The organism is Streptomyces wedmorensis, from assembly GCF_000716445.1.
Classification (GTDB): domain Bacteria; phylum Actinomycetota; class Actinomycetes; order Streptomycetales; family Streptomycetaceae; genus Streptomyces; species Streptomyces wedmorensis.
Genome location: NZ_JNWK01000039.1, coordinates 15,170 through 33,755 on the forward strand (window position 1 = coordinate 15,170; position 18,586 = coordinate 33,755).

Here is an 18,586-nt window from a genome sequence, read left to right on the forward strand (position 1 = left end):
GCGGCCCTCCCCCGAGTCGTCACGCCTGGGCGAGTGCGGACGTCCGGTCCTCCGCGATCCGGGTCCGCAGCGCGGCGCGGTCGGACTTTCCGGCGGCGGTGAGCGGCAGTTCGGGCAGGACGAGCAGGTGCTCCGGGTGCTTGTACCGGTCGATTCCGCGCTCGGCGAGGTACACCCCCAGTTCGGCGAGGGACGGAGCCGTCGGGCCCTTGACGACCAGGCAGGCGGCGAGGCGTTCGCCCATGAGCGGGTCGGGCACGCTCACGCAGACCGCGTCGCGGACCTGAGGGTGGGAGACGAGTTCGCGTTCGACCTCGGCGGGGCTGATGTTGGCGCCGCCGCGGATGACCACGTCCTTGAGGCGGCCGGCGACGTGGAGGAGGCCGTCCTCGTCGAGGAAGCCGAGATCCCCGGTCCTGACCCAGCCCTCGGGTGTGCGGTAGCGGGCGTCGAGTTCGGGTGATCCCACGTAGCAGAGCGGGGTCATGGGGCCGCGGGAGACGATCTCGCCGATCCGTCCGTCGGGCAGCGGCTCGTGGGTGTCGGGGTCGGTGATGCGGATCTCGGCGACCCGGGGGTCGGGGCGGCCGGCGACGACGCCGGAGCGGTCGGTGGGCGGCACGGTGTGCTGGAGCCCGGTGTGGCAGTTGACGCCGTCGGCCGATCCGTACAGGTTGACGACGGGGCAGCCGAAGGCTTCGGCCGCCGCCTTGGCGGTCGTCTCGTCGAGTGGTGCGCCGCCGAGGACGAGCGCGGTGGGGACGGGCAGGGGCTCGTCCGTGCTCTCCAGGGTCTCCAGGGTCTCCAGGGTCTCCAGCATCATGCGGATCATGGTGGGCACGCCGAGGATGTGGGTGGGCCGGTGGTCCCGTACGGCGGAGAGGGCGGCCTCGGGGGTGAAGTGGTCGAGCAGGACGAGCGTGCCGCCGTGGCGGGCGAGGGTGACGGCCGTGCCGTTGGATCCGAAGGCGGACGCCAGGGGGACGAGGAAGAGGCAGCGGGGCGGTGTGTCGTCGGGCATGAGGGAGGCGAGGAAGTTGCCGCGTCCTCCGGCCAGGGCGTTGTGGGAGTACGCGACCATCTTCGGCTCCGCCTCGGAGCCGGACGAGACGAGGATGCGGGCGGCTCCGTCGGGATCGGGACGGGCCGGGACGAAGCCGGCGGGGTCGGTACGCAGCAGCCGTGTGAGCGGAATCGTTCCGTCGGGGACGTCCCGGCCGGCGGCGACGACGTGCCGCAGGGCGGGCAGCGCCGGGGCCAGGGCCTGGAGGTCGGCGGCGTGGGTCTGCCCCCGGTGCTCCACGGCGGCGACGACGGCGACGGCCTCCGCGCGGCGCAGCAGGGATTCGGCCTCGACGGCCCCGCGCCCGACCGGGAAGGGGAGGGCGATCGCGCCCAGGGCGGCGAGGGCGAGCTCCGCCATGACGGCGTTGCGACTGTTGGGCAGTTGGACGCCCACGACGTCCCCGGCACCGATGCCGAGCCCGCGCAGGCCCTTGGCCAGACAGCGGACCTTGCGGTCGAGGGCCGTGTAGCAGAGCTCGCCCTTGGCGTCGATCACGGCGGTGCGGTGCAGGTCGGCGATCTGTCTGGCGCGGTAGAGGCTGTAGAGGTCGAGGTCGGGGCAGGTGCCGTCCACGACCCAGGAGCGGCGGAGTTCGGTGGGGAGCAGGTCGGTCAGGGTGACGGTCACGCGAGGCTCCAGGGGTCGGGAACGGCGGGGGCACCGTGCGCGTCCCGGCCGATCTGGCCGGACAGGCGCGGGTCGTGGTGAAGGGCGGAGAGGTCGGTGGTGACGGCGGTGACGGTGAGGCCGTGGCCGCGCAGTCGGTCCAGGGCGTCCTCGGTGCACAGTCCCGTGACGTCGTACGCCACGGCGGCGGGCGCGCTGGTGTCGCTGGGGGCGATCCAGCCGTCGGAGGTCCGGAGCGGGTGCCGGAATCCGGCGGGGCGACGGGGATCGACGCCGGCAGCGGCCCGTGACAGGTCTGGGGCGAGGAGGGTGTCGGCCGCGCCGAGCAGTGAGGAGTCGACTCGTACGCCGTGGCCCGTCCGCTCGCGCAGGAGCAGGCCCGCGAGGACGGCCTCGGTGCCGTGCAGGCCGCCCAGGACGTCGAGAAGCGTCATGAGGGAGGGGGCGGATGGTTCACCGGCCGGGTGGACGGCCTCCCCCACGCCGGTGCGTGCTTGCACCATGAAGTCGGTGCCCATCGGCGCGTCGTCGATCCGGTCGGCCCAGCCGCCTGCGTACGCGTAGACGAGGGACGGGTTGACGGTGGTGAGGTGCTCGGCGTCGAGCTCCAGTTCCGCCGCTTTGCCCGGTGCCCAGTTGTGCAGGAACACGTCGGCCTCGGCGACGAGTTCACGGAGTCTCCGTCGGTCCCCGGGCGCCTTGATGTCGATCTCCACCGCCTCCTTTCCCCGGTTGAGCGCGAGCCAGCGGGCGGAGATCCCGTCGCAGGCCGGCGGCATGCCCCGGAGCGGGTCACCGCCCGGGGGCTCGATCCGGATCACACGGGCGCCGAGCAGGCCCAGCAGGTGCGCGGCGAGTGGCGCCTGGATCCGGCGGCCCGCCTCCAGGACGGTCAGTCCGGCCAGCGGCCGGTCCGCCGTGTCGGCCGCGGCGGTCGCCGGGCGGCCCGGACCGAGCGTGCGCAGGGACCACGGGTCGGCGCCGCCGTCCTCGCCGGCACGCTCGGCGAGCGTGCGCAGTCGGCACACCTCGGCTCCGGAGACCGCGGCGGCCTGCCGGATCCGCGCCCACGAGTGCCGACGGGTCACCTCGTGCAGCTCTGCCGGGAAGGGCGCGCAGGCGGTGGCGTACCGGAACTGGAAGGGCCGCCAGCCCGCCCGTATCGCGTCGGCGGGAGCCTCCAGAGCGCGCCAGAACGCCGCCCAGGCCCCCGGGTCGAGCGTCTCCAGTTCGAACAGGACGCCGTCGGCGGAGGTGAACGGCGGTCCGCCCGGCGCGGGTTCGACGGCTTCCGGCTCGTCGGCACCGGCCGCGGCGAGGTACTGGGAGACGGTGAGCAGTCCGGCCCTGTCGGCCGTCGTCGTCCGTACGCGGGCCGGAGGGCCGCCCCGGGCGTGCCCGACGAGCCCTGCGAGCAGCCCCTGGACGGTGAGCACACCGGTGGCGGTCGCCAGATAGTCGACGGCGAGGCCGCGCGGGGCACCGTGGCGGCGGCCATGGACGGCCATGACACCGGTGACGGCCTGGGCGGTGGCCTCGTCCTCGATCCCGGAGCCGGCCGCTCCCCATGCGGTGCGGGCCGTGAGGGGCGCGAACCCCCCGCCGCCGAGCGTGATGCACTCCGGGGCGCCGTCCCGCACCGTCGCCCCGAGTCGTCGCAGGTGGTCGGAGACGACCCGGGTCAGGGGCTCGGGGCCACCGATGTCGCACCGCAGTACGTCGAGCGGACGGGCTGTGTCGAGCGGGCGGCGGACCGCGGTGTGCGCGGTCGCTGATGACGCCATGCCTCTCCTCTCCTGGCGCGGCGGCGATGGCCGTCGCACGGGGACTTCCACGGTCACGGGAACCGGGGGGCCGGTACGCCCGACCACTTCCACGGGCAGGCAGTCGGACGTGTGTTCTGCCGAGTTCCCGAGATGGAGGAATCAGTGACGGATCATGACGTAACGGATGTCGATCTGCTGCGGAAGCGGGTCTCCTCGTTCGTCCGTGACCGTGTGTTCCCCGTGGAGCAGGTGCTCGACGCGGGCGGGCCGCCCGCCGGGGAACTGCGCGAGCGGCTGCGCGAGGAGGCCCGGAAGGCCGGTTTGTGGGCACTTCCCCTCCCCGCCGAACTGGGCGGCGGGGGGCTGCCCTTGAGTGCGTACGCGTCGCTCGCCGAGGCGGAGGGGGCCAGCGACCACGGTCCTGCGGCGCTCGGCTCGGCTTCGCTCCTCGACGCGACCATGCTGGCCCGGCACGGTTCGGCCCGGGTGCGCTCGGCCTGCCTCCCCGGCGTGGTCTCCGGCGGTCTCCGCACCTGTTACGCGATGACCGAACCGGACGCACCCGGCACCGAGCCGACGCTGACGGCGACCCGTGCGGAGCGACTGCCGGGCGGCGGCTGGCTCGTCACCGGCCGGAAGTGGTTCGTGTCGAACGCGGGGCACGCGGACCTGGTGACCGTACTCGCCCGCACGAGCGGATCGCCAGGAGACCGCACCGGACTGTCGCTCCTGCTCGTTCCGACCGCCTCACCCGGATTCCGGGTCCTGCGCGAACTGCCGATCCTGGGCGCGACGGGTCAGTACGAGATCGAATTCGACGGCGTCGAGGTCGCCGGTGATCACCTCGTCGGCGACACCGGGCAGGCCCTGGCCATCGCAAGCGAGCGGCTCCAACTGGGCCGCGCTCTGCGGGCGTTGCGGTGGCTCGGTCAGGCGCAGCGGGCCTTCGACCTCCTCTGCGACCGCGCCACGGAACGCCAGGGCGCACGAGGGCCGCTCGCGGACCGCCAGCTTGTCCAACAGCACGTCTTCGAAGCCTTGTTGGCGCTGAGGGCGACACGTCCGCTCGTGTACGAGGCGATGGCGCTGGTCGCGGACGGACGCGACGCCCACGTGGAGGTCGGTCTGGCGAAGACGGCGGCGGCCCGCACCCTCCAGGACGTAGCGGACCGGGCCGTCCAGGTGTTCGGCGCAGCCGGGCTCGGCCCCGACACGCCCCTGCCGGCACTGTTCCGTACCGGGCGAACGGCCCGGATCCTCGACGGACCGGACGAGCAGCACGTCTCCTCGGTCGCCCGGCGCGTCCTGCGGAGCCGCCGGAGTGGTGCCGTCACACACGCCTGAGGTCGATCCGGCCGAGAAGCGGGTGCCGTCACACACGCCTGAGGTCGATCCGGCCGAGAAGCGGGTGCCGTCACACACGCCTGAGGTCGACCCTGCCGAGAAGCGGGTGCCGTCACACACGCCTGAGGTCGACCCTGCCGAGGAGCGCCGCCAGCCCGACGGCCAGGAAGAAGTCGCCCCAGACGAGTTCGTGTCGGACCGCCGTGCCGCTGTGCGCGTCGTAGCAGCCGTCGAGGAGCATGCCGGCCGGACGGGTCCCGCCCGGCCGGGTGAGGTGGTCGTGCGCGAGCCGGTGCAGGACTGCCTCCGCGCGCGACCCGCACGCCGTCGACCATGCGGCTCCGGGGACCAGCGCGAGCTTCATGAGGGCGACCGCGGTGATGGCGGCGGCCGAGGTGTCGAGCAGGCCGTCGGCATGGTGGGCGTCCGTCGACGGGACCAAGGGGCCGACGAGCATCGCGCAGCCGGAGAGCAGGAGTTCGGCCGCCTGCGTCAGCCGGTCCGTCCGCCAGAACGGGGCGTCCGCGAGCAGCAGAGCGTCCGCGACGGCGAGGAGGAGCCACGCCTCACCGCGGGTCCAGCCGGGTGCGGGATCCTCTTCGGCCAGCCAGCCGTGCGTCTCGTCCCAGCGCCATGCCGGGCGGGGGCGCCCGGTGCCTTCGAGGGGCAGGCACAGGTCCAGGTGGCGGTGCACGTGCGCGGCGGCCACCGCCCGCCCCTCGGGTCCGGCCGAGGCCAGTAGGGGTACGAGGCCGGGGACGCCGTCCGAACGAGCCCGCAGCCGCGCGCCACCGAGGGCCCCACCCCACGGGACGACACCCAGTTCCGTGTCGAAGGCGCCGACGGCGGCCTTCGCCGCGCGCTCCCTCAGGGCCTGCGCTGCCGCGTCCCCGGCGGCCAGGGCCGTGCCGTACCAGAGGATGAGGCCGCGGGTCGCGGTGTCCGCCTCGGCCCACAGGGCGAGTCGGGCGGTGGCGGCGGAAGCCGCCGCACGGTCCGTGTCGCCGCCGGTGCGGCCGGCCCGCAGCCACAGAAGTCCCGCCCAGAAGCCGCCCGTCCACGAGCCGCGTCCCGTGGACGTCCAGCAACCGTCGGCCGGATCGGCGTACAGGGGAAAGCGATCACCCACCTGCTCCGAGGTCTCCTCCACGCGGCGAAGCACGAGGTCGAGGGCTTCCTCGGCCCAGCCCGTGCCGGTCATCGCGAACCGTCCGCGCACGTACGGCGGTCCCGTACCGCCCAGGCGAGCGCCACGGCCGCCGCGACGGCGAACTCCACGGCGACCAGGACCCAGCCCTCCCCGTACCGCCCGCGCTCCGCGAGGAATCCGAACAGCGGTGGCCCCACGGCGAAGCCGGCGAAGAAGCCCGCAGCGACCAGCGCGGAGTCCTGACCGGCGCGGCCCGGGGCGGAGCGCTGCATCACGAGCACCATCGAGACGGCGTTGCCGGAGACGGCGAACACGCCGACCGCCACGGCAGCCGTCCATACCAGCGGTCCGACGTGGACGGCGATGGCCAGGAGCACGGCCGCTCCCACCGCCCCGCCCGCGAGCAGGCCCGGCATCCATGGCGCCCGGCCGGGTGTGGCGGCGCGGGACCAGCCGACGCGGCCGGCGATCCCTGCGACGCCGAGGACGGCGACCAGCGCGCCCGCCACCGTGGGTCCCATGCCGAGGCACTGGGAGCCGAACAGGGCGAGGTAGGTGTTGACGGAGGCGATGCCCGCGCCGAGGAAGAGCGAGAAGGCGGCCAGCCAGGGCACGGGACCACCGGGGCGGGACCGTGCCGGACCGCTCGTGGCCCGCTTCGGCGGCGGTGCCGCGTCGGCCGGCAGCCCTCTCCAGGCCCACAGGGCCGCGATGAGCGCGGCACCTGCGGCCACCCAGACCGCACCCCGCCAGCCGATCGCGCTCGCAGCCACGGCGAGCGGCAACCCGGCGACGAAGGCGCCCAGTTGGACACCGGACTGCTTGGTGCCGGTGACCGCGCCTCGTCTCGACGCCGGTACGGATGCCAGGATCGCCTTGTTCGTCGCCGGGTTGGCGAGCGCCTGGGGCAGCCCGCCGAGCGCGACGGCCACGAGAAGGAGGCCGGAGCCGGGTGCGGCGCCGATCAGGCCCAACGCCACCGCGGAGAGGGCGAGCAGGGCCACGAGGGCGCGGCGGGGGCCGACGCGGTCGACGAGCCGGCCGCCGACGGGCGAGAGGACGGCCGCCGTGCCGAAGCCCACGGTGGTGGTCAGCCCCAGCACGGACTCCGAGACACCGAGCCGGTCGACGAGACGCGGACCCAGCGCACCGAGCAGGAACAGTTGCATCATCGAGAAGGCCATGGCCGTCGTCAGCAGAGCGGTCAGCCCGCGAGCCGGCCCCCCTCCGATGCCGGCGGGTGCCCCCGTCGCCGTACCCGCGCTCGTCACCGCGTACTCCTCCCCCGTTCGGTGATCGGGCCGAACACCGTCGCCTTCGAGGAGTCGTGGCGCCCGTGCCGGAAGTTCCCGAGGCGCTCTTGTGGGGCGCGTCACAGTCGCGTACTCATGTCCCGACAGGTCGAGGGGGCGGCCGCGCGACGTCCGTAAGCGCCCTCACGCCTCCGGAGAGGGGTGCAAGGATGGGCGTGCCATGACACCAGGCCGATGTTCGCGAGGAGTGCGGGCCGCGATGTTCGCGGCCGTCTGTGTGCTGCTCGCTGCCACCGGTCACATCCTGATGTCGGGGCGGGGTGTGCCCGCCTGGACGCTCTCTCTCGTCTTCGCCGCCACCGTGGCGGTCACCTGGGTCCTCGCGAGTCGCGAGCGCGGCCTCCTTGCCGTCACCGGGGCGAGCGTGGTCGTGCAGAGCGCACTCCACGCGGCCTTCTCCTGGTCCCAACCGACGACGGCGACGGCGATGCCGATGCCGATGCCGATGGGCGACGTGCACGCGGCACACACGCACATGTCGCACGCAGCCATGGGCCACGTGCACGCGGCACACACGCACATGTCGCACGCGGCCATGGGCCACGTCGACCTGTCCTCGTCCGTCGGCATGATCTCCGAAGTCCCGGCAGGGCACGACATGACAAACATGTCCGCATCCTTCGGCATGCTGTCGGCCCACCTCCTGGCCGCCCTCCTGAGCGGACTGTGGATGGCGTACGGCGAGCGGGCCGCGTTCCGTCTCCTGTCCGCCGCGTCCCTGCGGCTCTTCCGCCCCCTGCACCCGCTGCTCGCGTCATTCGTCCCCGTCGTACGGAGCCGGCGTCACTTCCGGCCGGTGCGAGCCGGTGACGAGCGCGTTCCCCGCCAGCTCCTCCTCGCCCATGCGGTCATCTCCCGAGGTCCTCCCCAGGCACTCGCTGTCCTCTGACAGCCGGCTCCCCGAGCACGACGGCTCCGTTCCGTCCCTCGGGCATCGGTCATGCCGCCACCGCCCGGTCGCGGCCGGCCGTACCAGTCACCGGCACGGCGCCGCCCTCATCCGCGCGCCGACCGGATTCCCTTTGCCTCATAAGGACTTGTGGCGATGACTCCTGCCCACGACACCCTCCTTCAGCGTCCGACGAGCCCCTCCCGCTCGCCACACGCACCGGACGCCGACACCGACGCGGCGACGACACGGCTCGCGCTGGCCGCCCGGGACGGCGACCCGGACAAGGCCGATCTCTTCGTTCGCGCCCTGCACCGCGACGTCCGGCGCTACGTGACCTACCTCAGCGCCGACCGTCAGGCGGCCGACGACCTCACTCAGGAGGTGTTCCTCCGCGCGCTCGCCGCACTGCCCCGTTTCCAGGGACGCTCCTCGGCCCGCACCTGGGTCCTGTCGATAGCCCGCCGGACGGTCGTCGACAGCCTGCGGCACGCGGCCGCCCGCCCACGTCTGTCCGACCGCGACGACTGGCAGGCCGAGGCCGAACACACCCAGCCCCGTGGACTTCCCGGCTTCGAGGACGGCGTCGCGCTCGCCGAGCTGCTGTCGGCCATCCCGGCCGAGCGGAAGGACGCCTTCGTCCTCACCCAACTCCTGGGCCTGCCCTACGCCGAGGCCGCCGCGGCCATCGGTTGCCCCGTCGGCACGGTCCGTTCACGGGTCGCCAGGGCCCGGACCTCCCTGGTCGCCCTGGTCCAAGGCGCCGAGGAAACAGGGCCGCCACCGGCGCCCGCCCCGCAGGGCGGCGTTCCGGCCCGCAGGCGGTTCACGCGGGCACCGGCGCTCGCCTGACCGTTCGCTCCGGTTCGAGGACGGATACGGGGGCGGGGTCGCGGCATCACGCCGCGCCCCCGTCCCGCCCGTGCACCTGGGAACCGGACCGCGCGACCGTCCGACTCCTCCGGAAACACGGCCCGGTCCCCCGGTGCCGCACGACGCGTTCCGGAGAGGCGACCGATGGACAAGTCACGCGAATCCTCGTCCCCCGTGGGAGCGACAGGGCGGTTCGGTTCCCCTCCCATCGTTCTGGGGGGATTCCTCCTGCTGCTGGCCCTGGTCTTCATGGGGTCGTACGCACTCGGAGCAGCGGTCGGGCCGATCGGCCCCGCATCGGACGCGCCTTCGGCGACGAGCCCGACGCCCGCCACGGAGGACGCGCACCACGGGGGTCACTCATAACGCGTCGTGGACCGGCCGCGGGTCTGATCGACGAGGTGCGCATGGACGTCGTACCCGTCGTGTTCGGGTCCGGCAAGCGCTGCTTCGGGTCGGTCCACGCGCAGCACCTGTTGGAGGATCCTGACGTGGTGATTCAGGGCAACCGGGTGCTTCACCTGCGCTATCGGGTGCGCCGTTGACCGATCTGAGCGGGTACGCGAAGAAGTCCACTGCGAACGGCGACACAAGAGAGGATTCGGCTGCGTGCCGCACCTGATCGGCCCGCCGGGGCCGAGGTGGTTGAGCTGGAGTCCGACCAGCGGATCCGCGCCCGCCATGGCGAATACGTGAGCGGACTCGACCGACCAGAAGCCTCGGTCAGCGATGACCAGGTCTCCAGGGCCGACGGAGCCGGCCAGCAGCAGGCGGGGGCATCCCGGTGATCCGTAAATCGGACCATCCCCGCGACGGCCGGATCGACGGGCGCACGCGTCGCTGAACCGGCGCGGGGCGTGAATCGGCTGGAGCCGCCGTATGCAGGGACGTAGCCAAGACCCTCGTGTCGGCCCCCGACGTGTTCCCCATGAGAAAGGCTTCCGCTGAGGCGGCCGACGGTTGAAAGCCGCCTCACCGTGAAGCGAACGGGGGCTACGCTCCCACCGTGACTGCTGCGTGGGAACCGACGACACCGGGCGTGCTGCGACTGCCCTCAGGCCGGCTCGTCCGCGGCAGGGGACTGAGCCGGCCACTCCCCCAGGGCCCGCAGCCCACTTTCGCGGTCTACCTCCTGGGACACCAGCCACCACCGGTCGCCTGGGAAAGCCGCTGGCTGCGCTGGCCCGACTTCTGGCTGCCTTCCGACCGCGCCGCGACCACCGCCGCACTGCGTGAGGCATGGGCACGCGCCCAGACGGATCGCGTCGAGATCGCCTGCGCCGGCGGACGCGGACGAACCGGCACCGCGCTGGCATGCCTCGCCGTACTCGATGGGGTACCCAACGAAGAGGCCGTCGCCTACGTCCGGGAGCACTACGCTCCACGCGCCGTCGAGACACCGTGGCAACGCCGTTTCGTCGCCCGCTTCCAGTAACGGCATCGCTCAACAGCAACAAGCGCGGGGCGAACAAGCACGGGGCGCCCCACCAACCTGGCAAATCCACTCATGCACAGCTGTCGGCCGGCACATGAACGTGGCTTTGGCGGAACTCCGTAGCCGGAGATCCCCCGAGTCGTGACGGAGCACTTCGGCTCGCTGCGAGGCGCTCAATCAGCCGGTGCTGTCCTTGGCGACGGTCGCGCGGCCGTCCGTGGCGCCGGCCCAGGCTGCGCTCTCGCGAAGCCGGGCGGCGCCGGCAGTCCGGGTCGAGCCGGGTCGATCCCAGGTCGAGGCATTCAGGCATGACAACGTCATCAGCTGTCCGAGATCTCCGAATCGGTTCGACGGTTCTGCACGCGGACATTCAAGGCCGCCCACTGACGCCCGGTGGCAGCCGTCCTTCGTATGGCGCAGACTTTCCCTATGGGGACCGATGCCGAGGCGTTCCTCCGCCGGCTGGCCCAAGAGCTGAGGCCGCAGTCCAGCCGCTCGGTCGAGGTGATCCTGGAACGGGTCAGCGAGAAGCTTCCGGAACTGTGGGAGCACGAAGACCTCGCCGCCATCGTGCTGACCGATACGGCCGCTCACGTCACCGCCTTTCTCGATGTCCTCGAACACGGCCTGGACGCGTCGCAGGCCGATGCCCCCGACGGCGCGCTCGAACTGGCCGGACTGTTCGCGCGACGGGGACTGTCACTCAGTTCCCTGCTACGCGCCTACCGGATAGGACAGCTGAGCTTCCTTCAGCTGCTCCAGACAGAAGCGCCCCGGCTGACCGACGACGCCGAACTGCTCAACGCTGCTGCGATGCGCATGACGGAGGCGGCCTTCACGTACGTGGACCGCAGCTCGGAGCAGGTGGTCGGCGCCTACCACGAAGAGCGGGACCGGCGCCTGCGACGGCACCTGGTCGTGAGCTCGGAGGCAGGCCGGCGAATCGGGAGCACGCTCGACATCGTGCGTACCGCCGAGGAGCTGGCTGCGGTGGGCATCGAGGACTTCGCCGACGCAGTCACCGTCGACCTCCTCGAGTCGGCCCTCCACGAGGACGGCGAATCAGAACCGCCGGGTGCCGAGCCGCTGCTTCGGCGGGTCGCTCAACTACCCAGCACGGAAACGGGTTTCCCCGTCGCCGCCGGCCGGACGCACCGCTGTCCACCGCGTTCGAGGCCGGCCCGGACCTTGGCCACGGGTACCTCTTGCCTGGCCCAGGAGGAGGGGTTCTCGCCATGGTGGCCTCCGGCGAGTGACGACGATGTTTCGCTGTCGGTCCTGCTGTTGCCGCTCCAGGCACGCGGGAGCACCCTAGGGCTCGTGCAGTTCGTCCGCGGCTCGACCACGGACCCGTTCGACACCGACGGCCTCCACCTCGCCCAGGAGATCGCAGCCAGGGCGGCCGTGTCGATGGACAACGCCCGCCGCTACACCCACGAGCGCCTGACTTCCCTCACCCTCCAGCGCAGCCTGCTCCCCCGGCACACAGCCGAGCAGTCAGCCGTGCGGACAGCCTCCCGCTATCTGCCCAGCGGTTCCCGGGGAGGCGTCGGTGGCGACTGGTACGACGTGATTCCACTGTCCGGTGCCCGTGTCGCTCTCGTCGTCGGCGACGTCGTCGGTCGCGGCCTGCATGCCGCCGCCACCATGGGGAGGCTACGCACAGCGGTCCGCGCGTTCGCCGCCATCGACCTCATGCCCGATGAACTGCTCACCCATCTCGACGACGTCGTCATCCGCATGCAGAGCGAGGAAGGTCGCGGCAATGGTGAACTCAGCGCCACTTGCCTGTACGCGGTGTACGACCCGGTGTCCCGTACGTGCTCGCTGGCCAGCGCCGGTCATGTGCCTCCGATCACCAGCGCCCCGGCCGACCTCACCGACGTGCTCATCGGTCCGCCCCTGGGCTTGGGCGGGCTGCCTTTCGAAACCACCCAGCTGACCCTGCCGGAAGGCAGCCTGTCGGCTCTGTACACCGACGGCCTCATCCAGAGCCGCACGCGAGACGTCGATACGGCGCGTGCCGCGCTGAGCGACATCCTGGCCGGGTCACCGACGGCTCCGGTGGAAGAAGTCTGCGACCGGCTGTTCTCCACACTCTTGCCCGACCGACCCCCGGACGACGTCGCTCTCCTCGTGGCCCGCACCCGCGTGCTCGACCCCAACCACGTCGCGACCCTCGACCTCCCCTCAGACCCGGCTGCCGTCGCCAAGGGCCGCGCCTTCGCCTCCAAGCAGCTCGACACCTGGGACCTGGACGAGCTCGGTTTCACCACCGAACTCGTCGTCAGCGAGCTGGTGACGAACGCGATCCGATACGGCAAACCACCCGTCCGACTACGGCTCATCCTCCGAACCACCCTCACCTGCGAGGTCTTCGACGCCAGCAGCACCGCCCCCCACCTGCGCCATGCCCGGGATTTCGACGAGGGCGGCCGCGGCCTGCTGCTGGTCGCCCAGCTCACTGACCGCTGGGGCGCCCGGCACAGTCGGGAGGGCAAGGTCATCTGGGCCGAGCAAAAGCTCCCTGTCCGAGAGCCACACGTGGATGAGCGGTCACAGGCCTCGACTTCTCGGTGAAGTGACCGGGCTTTTGCCGGAGTCGATCTGTTGATGGAAGCCCCGGCGGCTGCGGTAAGGGGTCATCTCATGTGGCGAGTCTGCGGTAGCAGAGGAGGGTGCAGGCGATGCTGGTGAAGGCGAGGAAATGCTCGGCTTTACGCTCGTAGCGGCGGTGGGGACGGTGGCAGCCGGCGCGCCAGGCCATGGTGCGTTCGATGGTCCGGCGGTGGCGGCCAAGTCGCTGCGAGGGACTCGATGCCCTGCGGGCCATGCGGTGAGTAATACCGCGTCCGCCTAACCATCTCCGCAGGTGGGCGTAGTCGTAACCCTTGTCCCGCGTGGAGCTTGCCTGGCTTACGCCGTCGGCGGACGCGGCGCGAGCGGATGAGCGGTACTCCGCGAACGAGAGGCTTGAGGGCCTGGCTGTCGTGCAGGTTCGCGCCCGAGATTGCGACAGACAGGGGCAGGCCGGTCCGCTCCGCGATCAAATGGATCTTCGACCCGAACTTGTCCCGGTCGACGGGATTCGGACCCGTCAGCTCCCCTTCTCAGGTCCCGCATGTCCGCCGAGTCGATTGCACAGCGAGACCCGTCCAGCTCGCCACGGGCGCCGAGCTCGTCGAGGACCAGGCGGTGGAGCTTGGCCCACAGCCAACCCAATGCACCAAATGAGATGATGCCTAAGCCGCCGCGGACAGCAGAAAATCGGCGAAGAGCTCGGTCAGTGGCTGGCCGGTCAGTGGTTCCAGGAACAGGAACTGGCCCTGTGGGTTCACTTCAAGCCATACCGGCTCGTCCTCCGGTGTGAGTTTCAGATCCACCACACCCATGCGAAGCCCCAGGCGGCGCAGCACTTCTCCGACCTGCCTGCTCACGTACTCGGGAACGGGCCACGCCGAAATGGGCACATTGAGGTCGGGGCGCCAGTCAAGCGCTTCTGTCGCGATGAGCGCCCCGTACATGTGGTCACCGAAACAGTTGAGCCTGACGTGCCGATTGCCCTCGATGTACTCCTGGTAGGTGGCGGGACAGACCTCGAACGACTCTTCAGGGATCGACTCCGGTCCGTCAATCCAACTTGTGTAGAGCGAAGGCCCACGGGCGCCGACCACGGGCTTGACGATGGCTCGTCCGACTTCCTGGGTAAAGGCGATGACATCCTCACGTGACTGCGAGACCAGGGTCTGCGGCACCCGGAACCCTGCCTCCCTCGCTACGGCCAGTTGATACACCTTGTCCGAGGACCGGTCGGTTGCTTCAGGGGATGAAACCCAGTCCCCGTGGAAGGCGGCGGCGAGGACGCCGGCGAGCGCGCCGCGGCAGTCGTTGTTGATCAGGCTGCGCTCGTGGGCACTACTCACCCTGTCGCTGATCTCCTGATCAGCCCTGGCTCGCCGCCACCACAGACGGCTCGCCTCCTCCGGATCCACGGTCGTGCCCTCGGACGTCACCAGGGTTGCCCTTCCCGGGGCATGGCTCTCTTCGGCTCCGTGCGAATGCCACGAGAGAGCCGCTCGTCCACCGATGGTGTCGCACTCCACGATGTGAAAGTCATGACCCCGACCGCGCACCGCGTGCTGAACCGCGACCGCATGGAAGTCCTCACGGTAGGAGACGGCCAGAATCATGCCAAGTCACACATATCGCTGCGAGATGTGAGGTCGACTTCGCACCCGGATTCGCAGACGTGGCCTGCGAGACTGTCGGCAACTATCTCAAGGCCCGTGGTCAGGCGCACCGCCTCTTCCCACGCCCGGAGTTCCTCGGGGCTCTTCAGCCGAACGTAACCGGTCGGCTGGGTCTTGAAGACCACAGGGGGTGGAGTGTTGACGAATTCCGTGCTCTCATCGATTCGATCGCCCAGCCTGAATTCAGACATAGCCCGACCTCCTCGGCTTGCGGTGGTGGATACAGGTTCCCCTCATTCCACTGAACCACCGATACGCCGTCGGTGCAGCCGGGCCGCGGTGACGGCTACGTGATGAAGGAGCCGCTGTCGTGGCGGAACGTCACGCACGTCACCCAGAGCTATATTTCCCCATGCCTTCCGGCTCTCAACGTCACGCCGATCCGGGCTTCACGTCGAGGGTCCGCACACACCTCGTGCCGAGCGGTGAGAGCCGGACGCAGCGACTTGGCCGCCACCGCCGGACCATCGAACGCACCATGACCTGGCGCGCCGGCTGCCACCGCCTCCACCGCCGCTACGAGCGCAAAGCCGAGCATTTCCTCGCCTTCACCAGCATCGCCTGCACCCTCCTCTGCTACCGCAGACTCGCCACATGAGATGACCTCCAAGTGTTCTTGCCGTGCCGTCGGCGCAGCTCCTCCAGGCGCGTACGGGCCGCGTCGCGACGGCTTGTCGGTGGAGTGGCGTGTGACGGGAGGGGGACAGAGGGGTGGGCGGGGAGGTTGAGGAACGTGGCCGCGAGGGTGAGGAAGGATTCCAGGTCAGTGGCGGCGAGGTAGGCGAGGGTGTTCTTGTTCAATCCGCCGAATCGTGAGCTGTCTCTGCGGAAGGATGCCCAGAGCCGCGCCTTGCGGGTGGTGAAGTTGTTGCGTTCCGCCCGGGGGTTGAGTCCGACCTCAAGAGTCAGGTCCCGTGGTTCGGTTTGCGACCACCAGGCACGCCAGCGCGGGTCGTTCCGGATCGTCTCGGCCACGGAGGTCGCCGTGTCGAAGTACGCGGTGGGAATTTCGCTTTCGCCGTGCAGGGCGAGACTCAGCCACGGGGGATCCCCGGCCGCGGCGTCGGCCGAAGCGTCCGGTTCGGCCACGTGGAATCCCGGCAGGGGGCCCTGCCACGGTTCACCGGTGGTGTTCTCGTAGGCTCTGGAGACCGCTTCGGCGAGTTCGTCGGGTTCCGCGAAATCCCAGATGCGGTCGGCTGCTTCGTGGGATGCGCCAGGACGCGCAGAAATCGTGACCTGCCCGCTGCCACGATCGCGAAGTGGAGGTTGTCGAGGGCGTCACCGGCCAAGGGAACTCTATCGGCAGCTCTTCGCCTGTCCCGGAGGGCAGTGGCGATGCCGGTCGGCGCGGAGGGTGCGGCGGTGTCGACCGTGAAGGTCTTCCACTCCGGCCAGCCCAGGTTGTAGTGCGTGCCGTCGTAGGGGCTGCTGCGGAACTTGTACGTCTTGCCGTTGACCAGCACACCGGCCGGTGTGACGAGCGGGGCGGGCTGTCCGGACGGCACGAAGGCCGACCGCAGGACCGCTTCGACCTGGGTGTCGGTGACGGAGTCGAAGATCTGGTGAGCACCCTGGACCTTGTCGCCGTTGGGGTCGACGAACGTGTCGCGCAGGGTCGGCGTCGTGGTGTTGACGACGTAGGCGCCGGAGTAGGAGAAGTACGGCGGACCGGCCTCCTGCTTCGTGCCCGTGCGGGGCCGGTAGTTGTACGTGACGACCGGCTTCGGCGGGTTGGTGGCGGCCTTGGCGGAGGCCCATTCCTGCACCGTCGTGGTGAGGTTGGCGTTGATCCAGCCGTCGGGCTGGGTCGCGCAGGAGGGGTTGCCGCGGGTCTCGGACGAGGTGGCCTTCTCCGCGGTCCAGGACGGCTGGGCCGTCCATCGCGACGACGTCGAGGCGGCCCCCGTCGACCACACCTCCCACGGCTGGTTCGGACAGGCCGAGCCGGTGTAGTTGGCGGAGTGGAAGTTCCACAGCGACAGCTTGGCGTCCATCACCAGCGCGTCGGAGATCGGCGCCGTGTTCCACGAGACGAAGGAACGCGCGGTGCGGTAGGTGCCGTCGGCGTTCTTCGTACCGGGGTCGCCGAGGTCGAGTTCGACGTCGTTGGACCAGTCGACCGTCGTGCCCTGCTGCACGTAGGTGTCGAAGACGTTCGACAGCGCGGACGTCGACGGGTCGACGCTCACCGGGTACTTCGTCGCCGGATCGGCGAGGAATCGGCGTCCGGCGTGAGCGTCAGGTCGACGCCGTCCTTGGTGGTGACGACCTTCATGCCGACCTTGACCTGGCGCGTGTGCTCACCGGAGACCGGATCGACCGTCGCGTCCCACATCACCGGGGCAGGCATGACCGCGGTCTTCTTGGACTTCCTGTCCGTGAACAGCACGCTGCCGTCCGGCTGCTGCCGCACCTTGAGCCCCTTGGACTTCAGCGGCAGAGTGCAGGAGGAGCCTGCGTCGGGCCTCGTCCTGATCTCCACGAACTGCTCGAAGCCCGTGCACGTGGCCTCCACCACGACATCGGCACCGGGCACCGCGTCGGCATAGGTGGCGCGGGTGCCGTCCACCTTCGGGGCGGGCAGACCGCCCCTCCACTGCAGGGTGATCCTCTCCTCGCCCTGCCCGAGGGTGACCAGGCCGATGGCCGGAGCCGACCGCGCCGCCAGCAGCGAACGCGCCGGCGCGCCGGTCCTCCCCGCCAGCGTCAGCCCCTGCGGGTGAGCCTTGGAGGCAACCGAGCCGACCCGCCGCGCCGCGAGCGCCACGTCGACGTCACGCCAGACACCCGTCACCGCATCCCGGAACCGCACCGGTCCCGCCGACAGTTCCGTCGTCAAGGAACCGTCCTTGTTGACCCACGTCGTCGACGTCTCGGTCCGCTCCGAGAGCGCCTCCACCCGCTGGCCCGACAACCGGGCGGCGACCCGCGCCGACGCGAGGTCGGCCGCCTGCGAGGCGGCCGGCTTCACAGCCGCGGCCGTTGCGTCGGCCGGGAGGGGGCCGGCCATCACCTCGGCGCCACCCAACAGCGTGACGGACATGGTCAGGGCAACGCTTCCCGCTATACAGCCGGAAGCCCTCCCGCGCCAATTCCGCCATCGCGTCGATGGTGGAGATATTCGAATCATCAGCGATCCCTTTGTCTGCACTTGTGCATGCGCATCACATTCATGATTGCATCGTGAACGTATCGGAGGAAAAACGCTCCGCAATCGAACCAAGAACACTGAAGATCGACTTACCCCCACCTCCAGAGGCGTGCAATCTGCATCACATTCCTGCCCGCCTCTCCCGCGGCGCCACGGAGGCGCCCGGATCCCCTCACGAGAGGTTGACTGAATTTTCAGTTTGGGCCAGGATGGCGGGCGTGGCCCTCCTGCTCACCCGCCAGGAGAGCCCAAGGGACAGGCGCGCACACACCGGCTCGGGTTGCCCGCGGTCCGGAAAACTCTCTCGGCGTGCCTCGGCATGGCTATGTACGCGATTTCCGAAAATACACGTGGTCGTCATTCCGACTGTCCCCGACCAAATGTTTCGGCGCCCACCCATCGTGCGAGCGAGTCAGCTGTGGAGCTGATTCTTTTCATTCTCTCCACGCACCCGTGCGGACAATTGAGGGGCCGCAGGTACGAGGCAGGCGTCGAATTACGAGGCGACATCACGGTGTTTCTTTCTGGCGCCCTTGAGGTACGCGGCGCCATCGCTGCGCCAGTGGGTGTGGACCCGGGCAGACGGCGGCAACGTCCGGGATGAAGCGCTGGCACAACCTGAGTAGGGGCCGGCGGGCGACGGCCGAGCTCGCGCGTTCCTCTGCGCGGGCCGTCCAACCCGGCGGGTGCTCTGCGGTTCAGCCACCGGGGCGCGGGCC

General features: G+C 70.8%; 12 protein-coding genes and 4 pseudogenes. 7 read left to right on the forward strand and 9 right to left on the reverse strand.

All coding sequences use genetic code 11. From position 1 onward, the window contains the following. Window positions 1-19: 19 nt before the first annotated feature. Window positions 20-1,693 (reverse strand): class I adenylate-forming enzyme family protein, encoded by a 1,674-nt coding sequence (locus tag OO54_RS27270; RefSeq protein ID WP_033207467.1) that lies wholly within the window; start codon window positions 1,691-1,693, stop codon window positions 20-22. After that, the gene (locus OO54_RS27275) at window positions 1,690-3,477 is read right to left on the reverse strand and encodes a CoA transferase (protein ID WP_033207468.1); all 1,788 of its coding nucleotides are present in this window, start codon (window positions 3,475-3,477) and stop codon (window positions 1,690-1,692) included. The genes OO54_RS27270 and OO54_RS27275 overlap by 4 nt, the downstream gene beginning before the upstream one ends. Before the next feature lie 144 nt (window positions 3,478-3,621). Here OO54_RS27275 and OO54_RS27280 point away from each other — a divergent pair, with 144 nt between their 5' ends. Continuing rightward, window positions 3,622-4,803, forward strand: a complete 1,182-nt coding sequence (locus OO54_RS27280; RefSeq protein ID WP_033207469.1) for an acyl-CoA dehydrogenase family protein — start codon at window positions 3,622-3,624, stop codon at window positions 4,801-4,803. 112 nt (window positions 4,804-4,915) lie between these two features. Here the strand turns inward: OO54_RS27280 and OO54_RS27285 are convergent, their stop codons facing one another. Both OO54_RS27285 and OO54_RS27290 read right to left on the reverse strand, forming a co-directional pair. Next, on the reverse strand, window positions 4,916-6,022 hold the full coding sequence (locus OO54_RS27285; RefSeq protein WP_078905367.1) for a sugar ABC transporter permease: 1,107 nt from the start codon (window positions 6,020-6,022) through the stop codon (window positions 4,916-4,918). Continuing rightward, the gene (locus tag OO54_RS27290; RefSeq protein ID WP_033207470.1) at window positions 6,001-7,224 is read right to left on the reverse strand and encodes an MFS transporter; all 1,224 of its coding nucleotides are present in this window, start codon (window positions 7,222-7,224) and stop codon (window positions 6,001-6,003) included. Before OO54_RS27290 ends, OO54_RS27285 begins: the two co-directional genes overlap by 22 nt. 241 nt (window positions 7,225-7,465) lie before the next feature. On the opposite strand from OO54_RS27290, the gene OO54_RS27295 reads away from it, so the two are divergent. The 5 genes and pseudogenes from OO54_RS27295 to OO54_RS27310 all read left to right on the forward strand — a co-directional run bounded on the left by OO54_RS27295 (window position 7,466) and on the right by OO54_RS27310 (window position 13,043). Next, entirely contained in the window at window positions 7,466-8,155 is a 690-nt protein-coding gene (locus tag OO54_RS27295; RefSeq protein ID WP_051787220.1) for a hypothetical protein, read from the forward strand. Window positions 8,156-8,311: 156 nt separating this feature from the next. Then, a complete protein-coding gene (locus tag OO54_RS27300) occupies window positions 8,312-9,007 on the forward strand; it encodes a sigma-70 family RNA polymerase sigma factor (protein ID WP_051787221.1) in 696 nt (231 codons plus the stop codon). 401 nt (window positions 9,008-9,408) lie between these two features. Further along, window positions 9,409-9,573: pseudogene (locus OO54_RS43985) on the forward strand (dihydrofolate reductase); the annotation flags it as partial. Window positions 9,574-10,034: 461 nt separating this feature from the next. Continuing rightward, complete coding sequence (locus OO54_RS27305; protein WP_033207474.1) at window positions 10,035-10,463, forward strand: protein-tyrosine phosphatase family protein; 429 nt, start codon at window positions 10,035-10,037, stop codon at window positions 10,461-10,463. A gap of 429 nt (window positions 10,464-10,892) precedes the next feature. After that, on the forward strand, window positions 10,893-13,043 hold the full coding sequence (locus OO54_RS27310) for an ATP-binding SpoIIE family protein phosphatase (RefSeq protein WP_051787226.1): 2,151 nt from the start codon (window positions 10,893-10,895) through the stop codon (window positions 13,041-13,043). 67 nt (window positions 13,044-13,110) lie between these two features. Here the strand turns inward: OO54_RS27310 and OO54_RS45215 are convergent. From OO54_RS45215 to OO54_RS27320, 3 genes and pseudogenes are all read right to left on the reverse strand, one after another. Continuing rightward, window positions 13,111-13,676, reverse strand: a pseudogene (locus tag OO54_RS45215) (IS5 family transposase); the annotation flags it as partial. Between the two features lie 29 nt (window positions 13,677-13,705). After that, window positions 13,706-14,653, reverse strand: coding sequence for an ATP-grasp domain-containing protein (locus tag OO54_RS27315; RefSeq protein WP_051787222.1), 948 nt, complete (start codon window positions 14,651-14,653; stop codon window positions 13,706-13,708). Next, complete coding sequence (locus OO54_RS27320; protein WP_033207475.1) at window positions 14,650-14,904, reverse strand: hypothetical protein; 255 nt, start codon at window positions 14,902-14,904, stop codon at window positions 14,650-14,652. The genes OO54_RS27315 and OO54_RS27320 overlap by 4 nt, the downstream gene beginning before the upstream one ends. Window positions 14,905-15,155: 251 nt before the next feature. Here OO54_RS27320 and OO54_RS47600 point away from each other — a divergent pair. Beyond that, window positions 15,156-15,311, forward strand: a pseudogene (locus OO54_RS47600) (IS5/IS1182 family transposase); the annotation flags it as partial. On the opposite strand, the gene OO54_RS27330 reads toward OO54_RS47600, so the two are convergent. Both OO54_RS27330 and OO54_RS41785 read right to left on the reverse strand, forming a co-directional pair. Then, window positions 15,290-15,802 carry a hypothetical protein gene (locus OO54_RS27330; RefSeq protein ID WP_033207476.1) on the reverse strand — a complete coding sequence of 171 codons (513 nt, stop codon included), beginning with the start codon at window positions 15,800-15,802 and terminating at the stop codon, window positions 15,290-15,292. The pseudogene OO54_RS47600 and the gene OO54_RS27330 sit on opposite strands and share 22 nt — an antisense overlap. A gap of 242 nt (window positions 15,803-16,044) precedes the next feature. Continuing rightward, window positions 16,045-17,759 (reverse strand): annotated as a pseudogene (locus OO54_RS41785) (sugar-binding protein); the annotation flags it as partial. Window positions 17,760-18,586 lie beyond the last annotated feature (827 nt).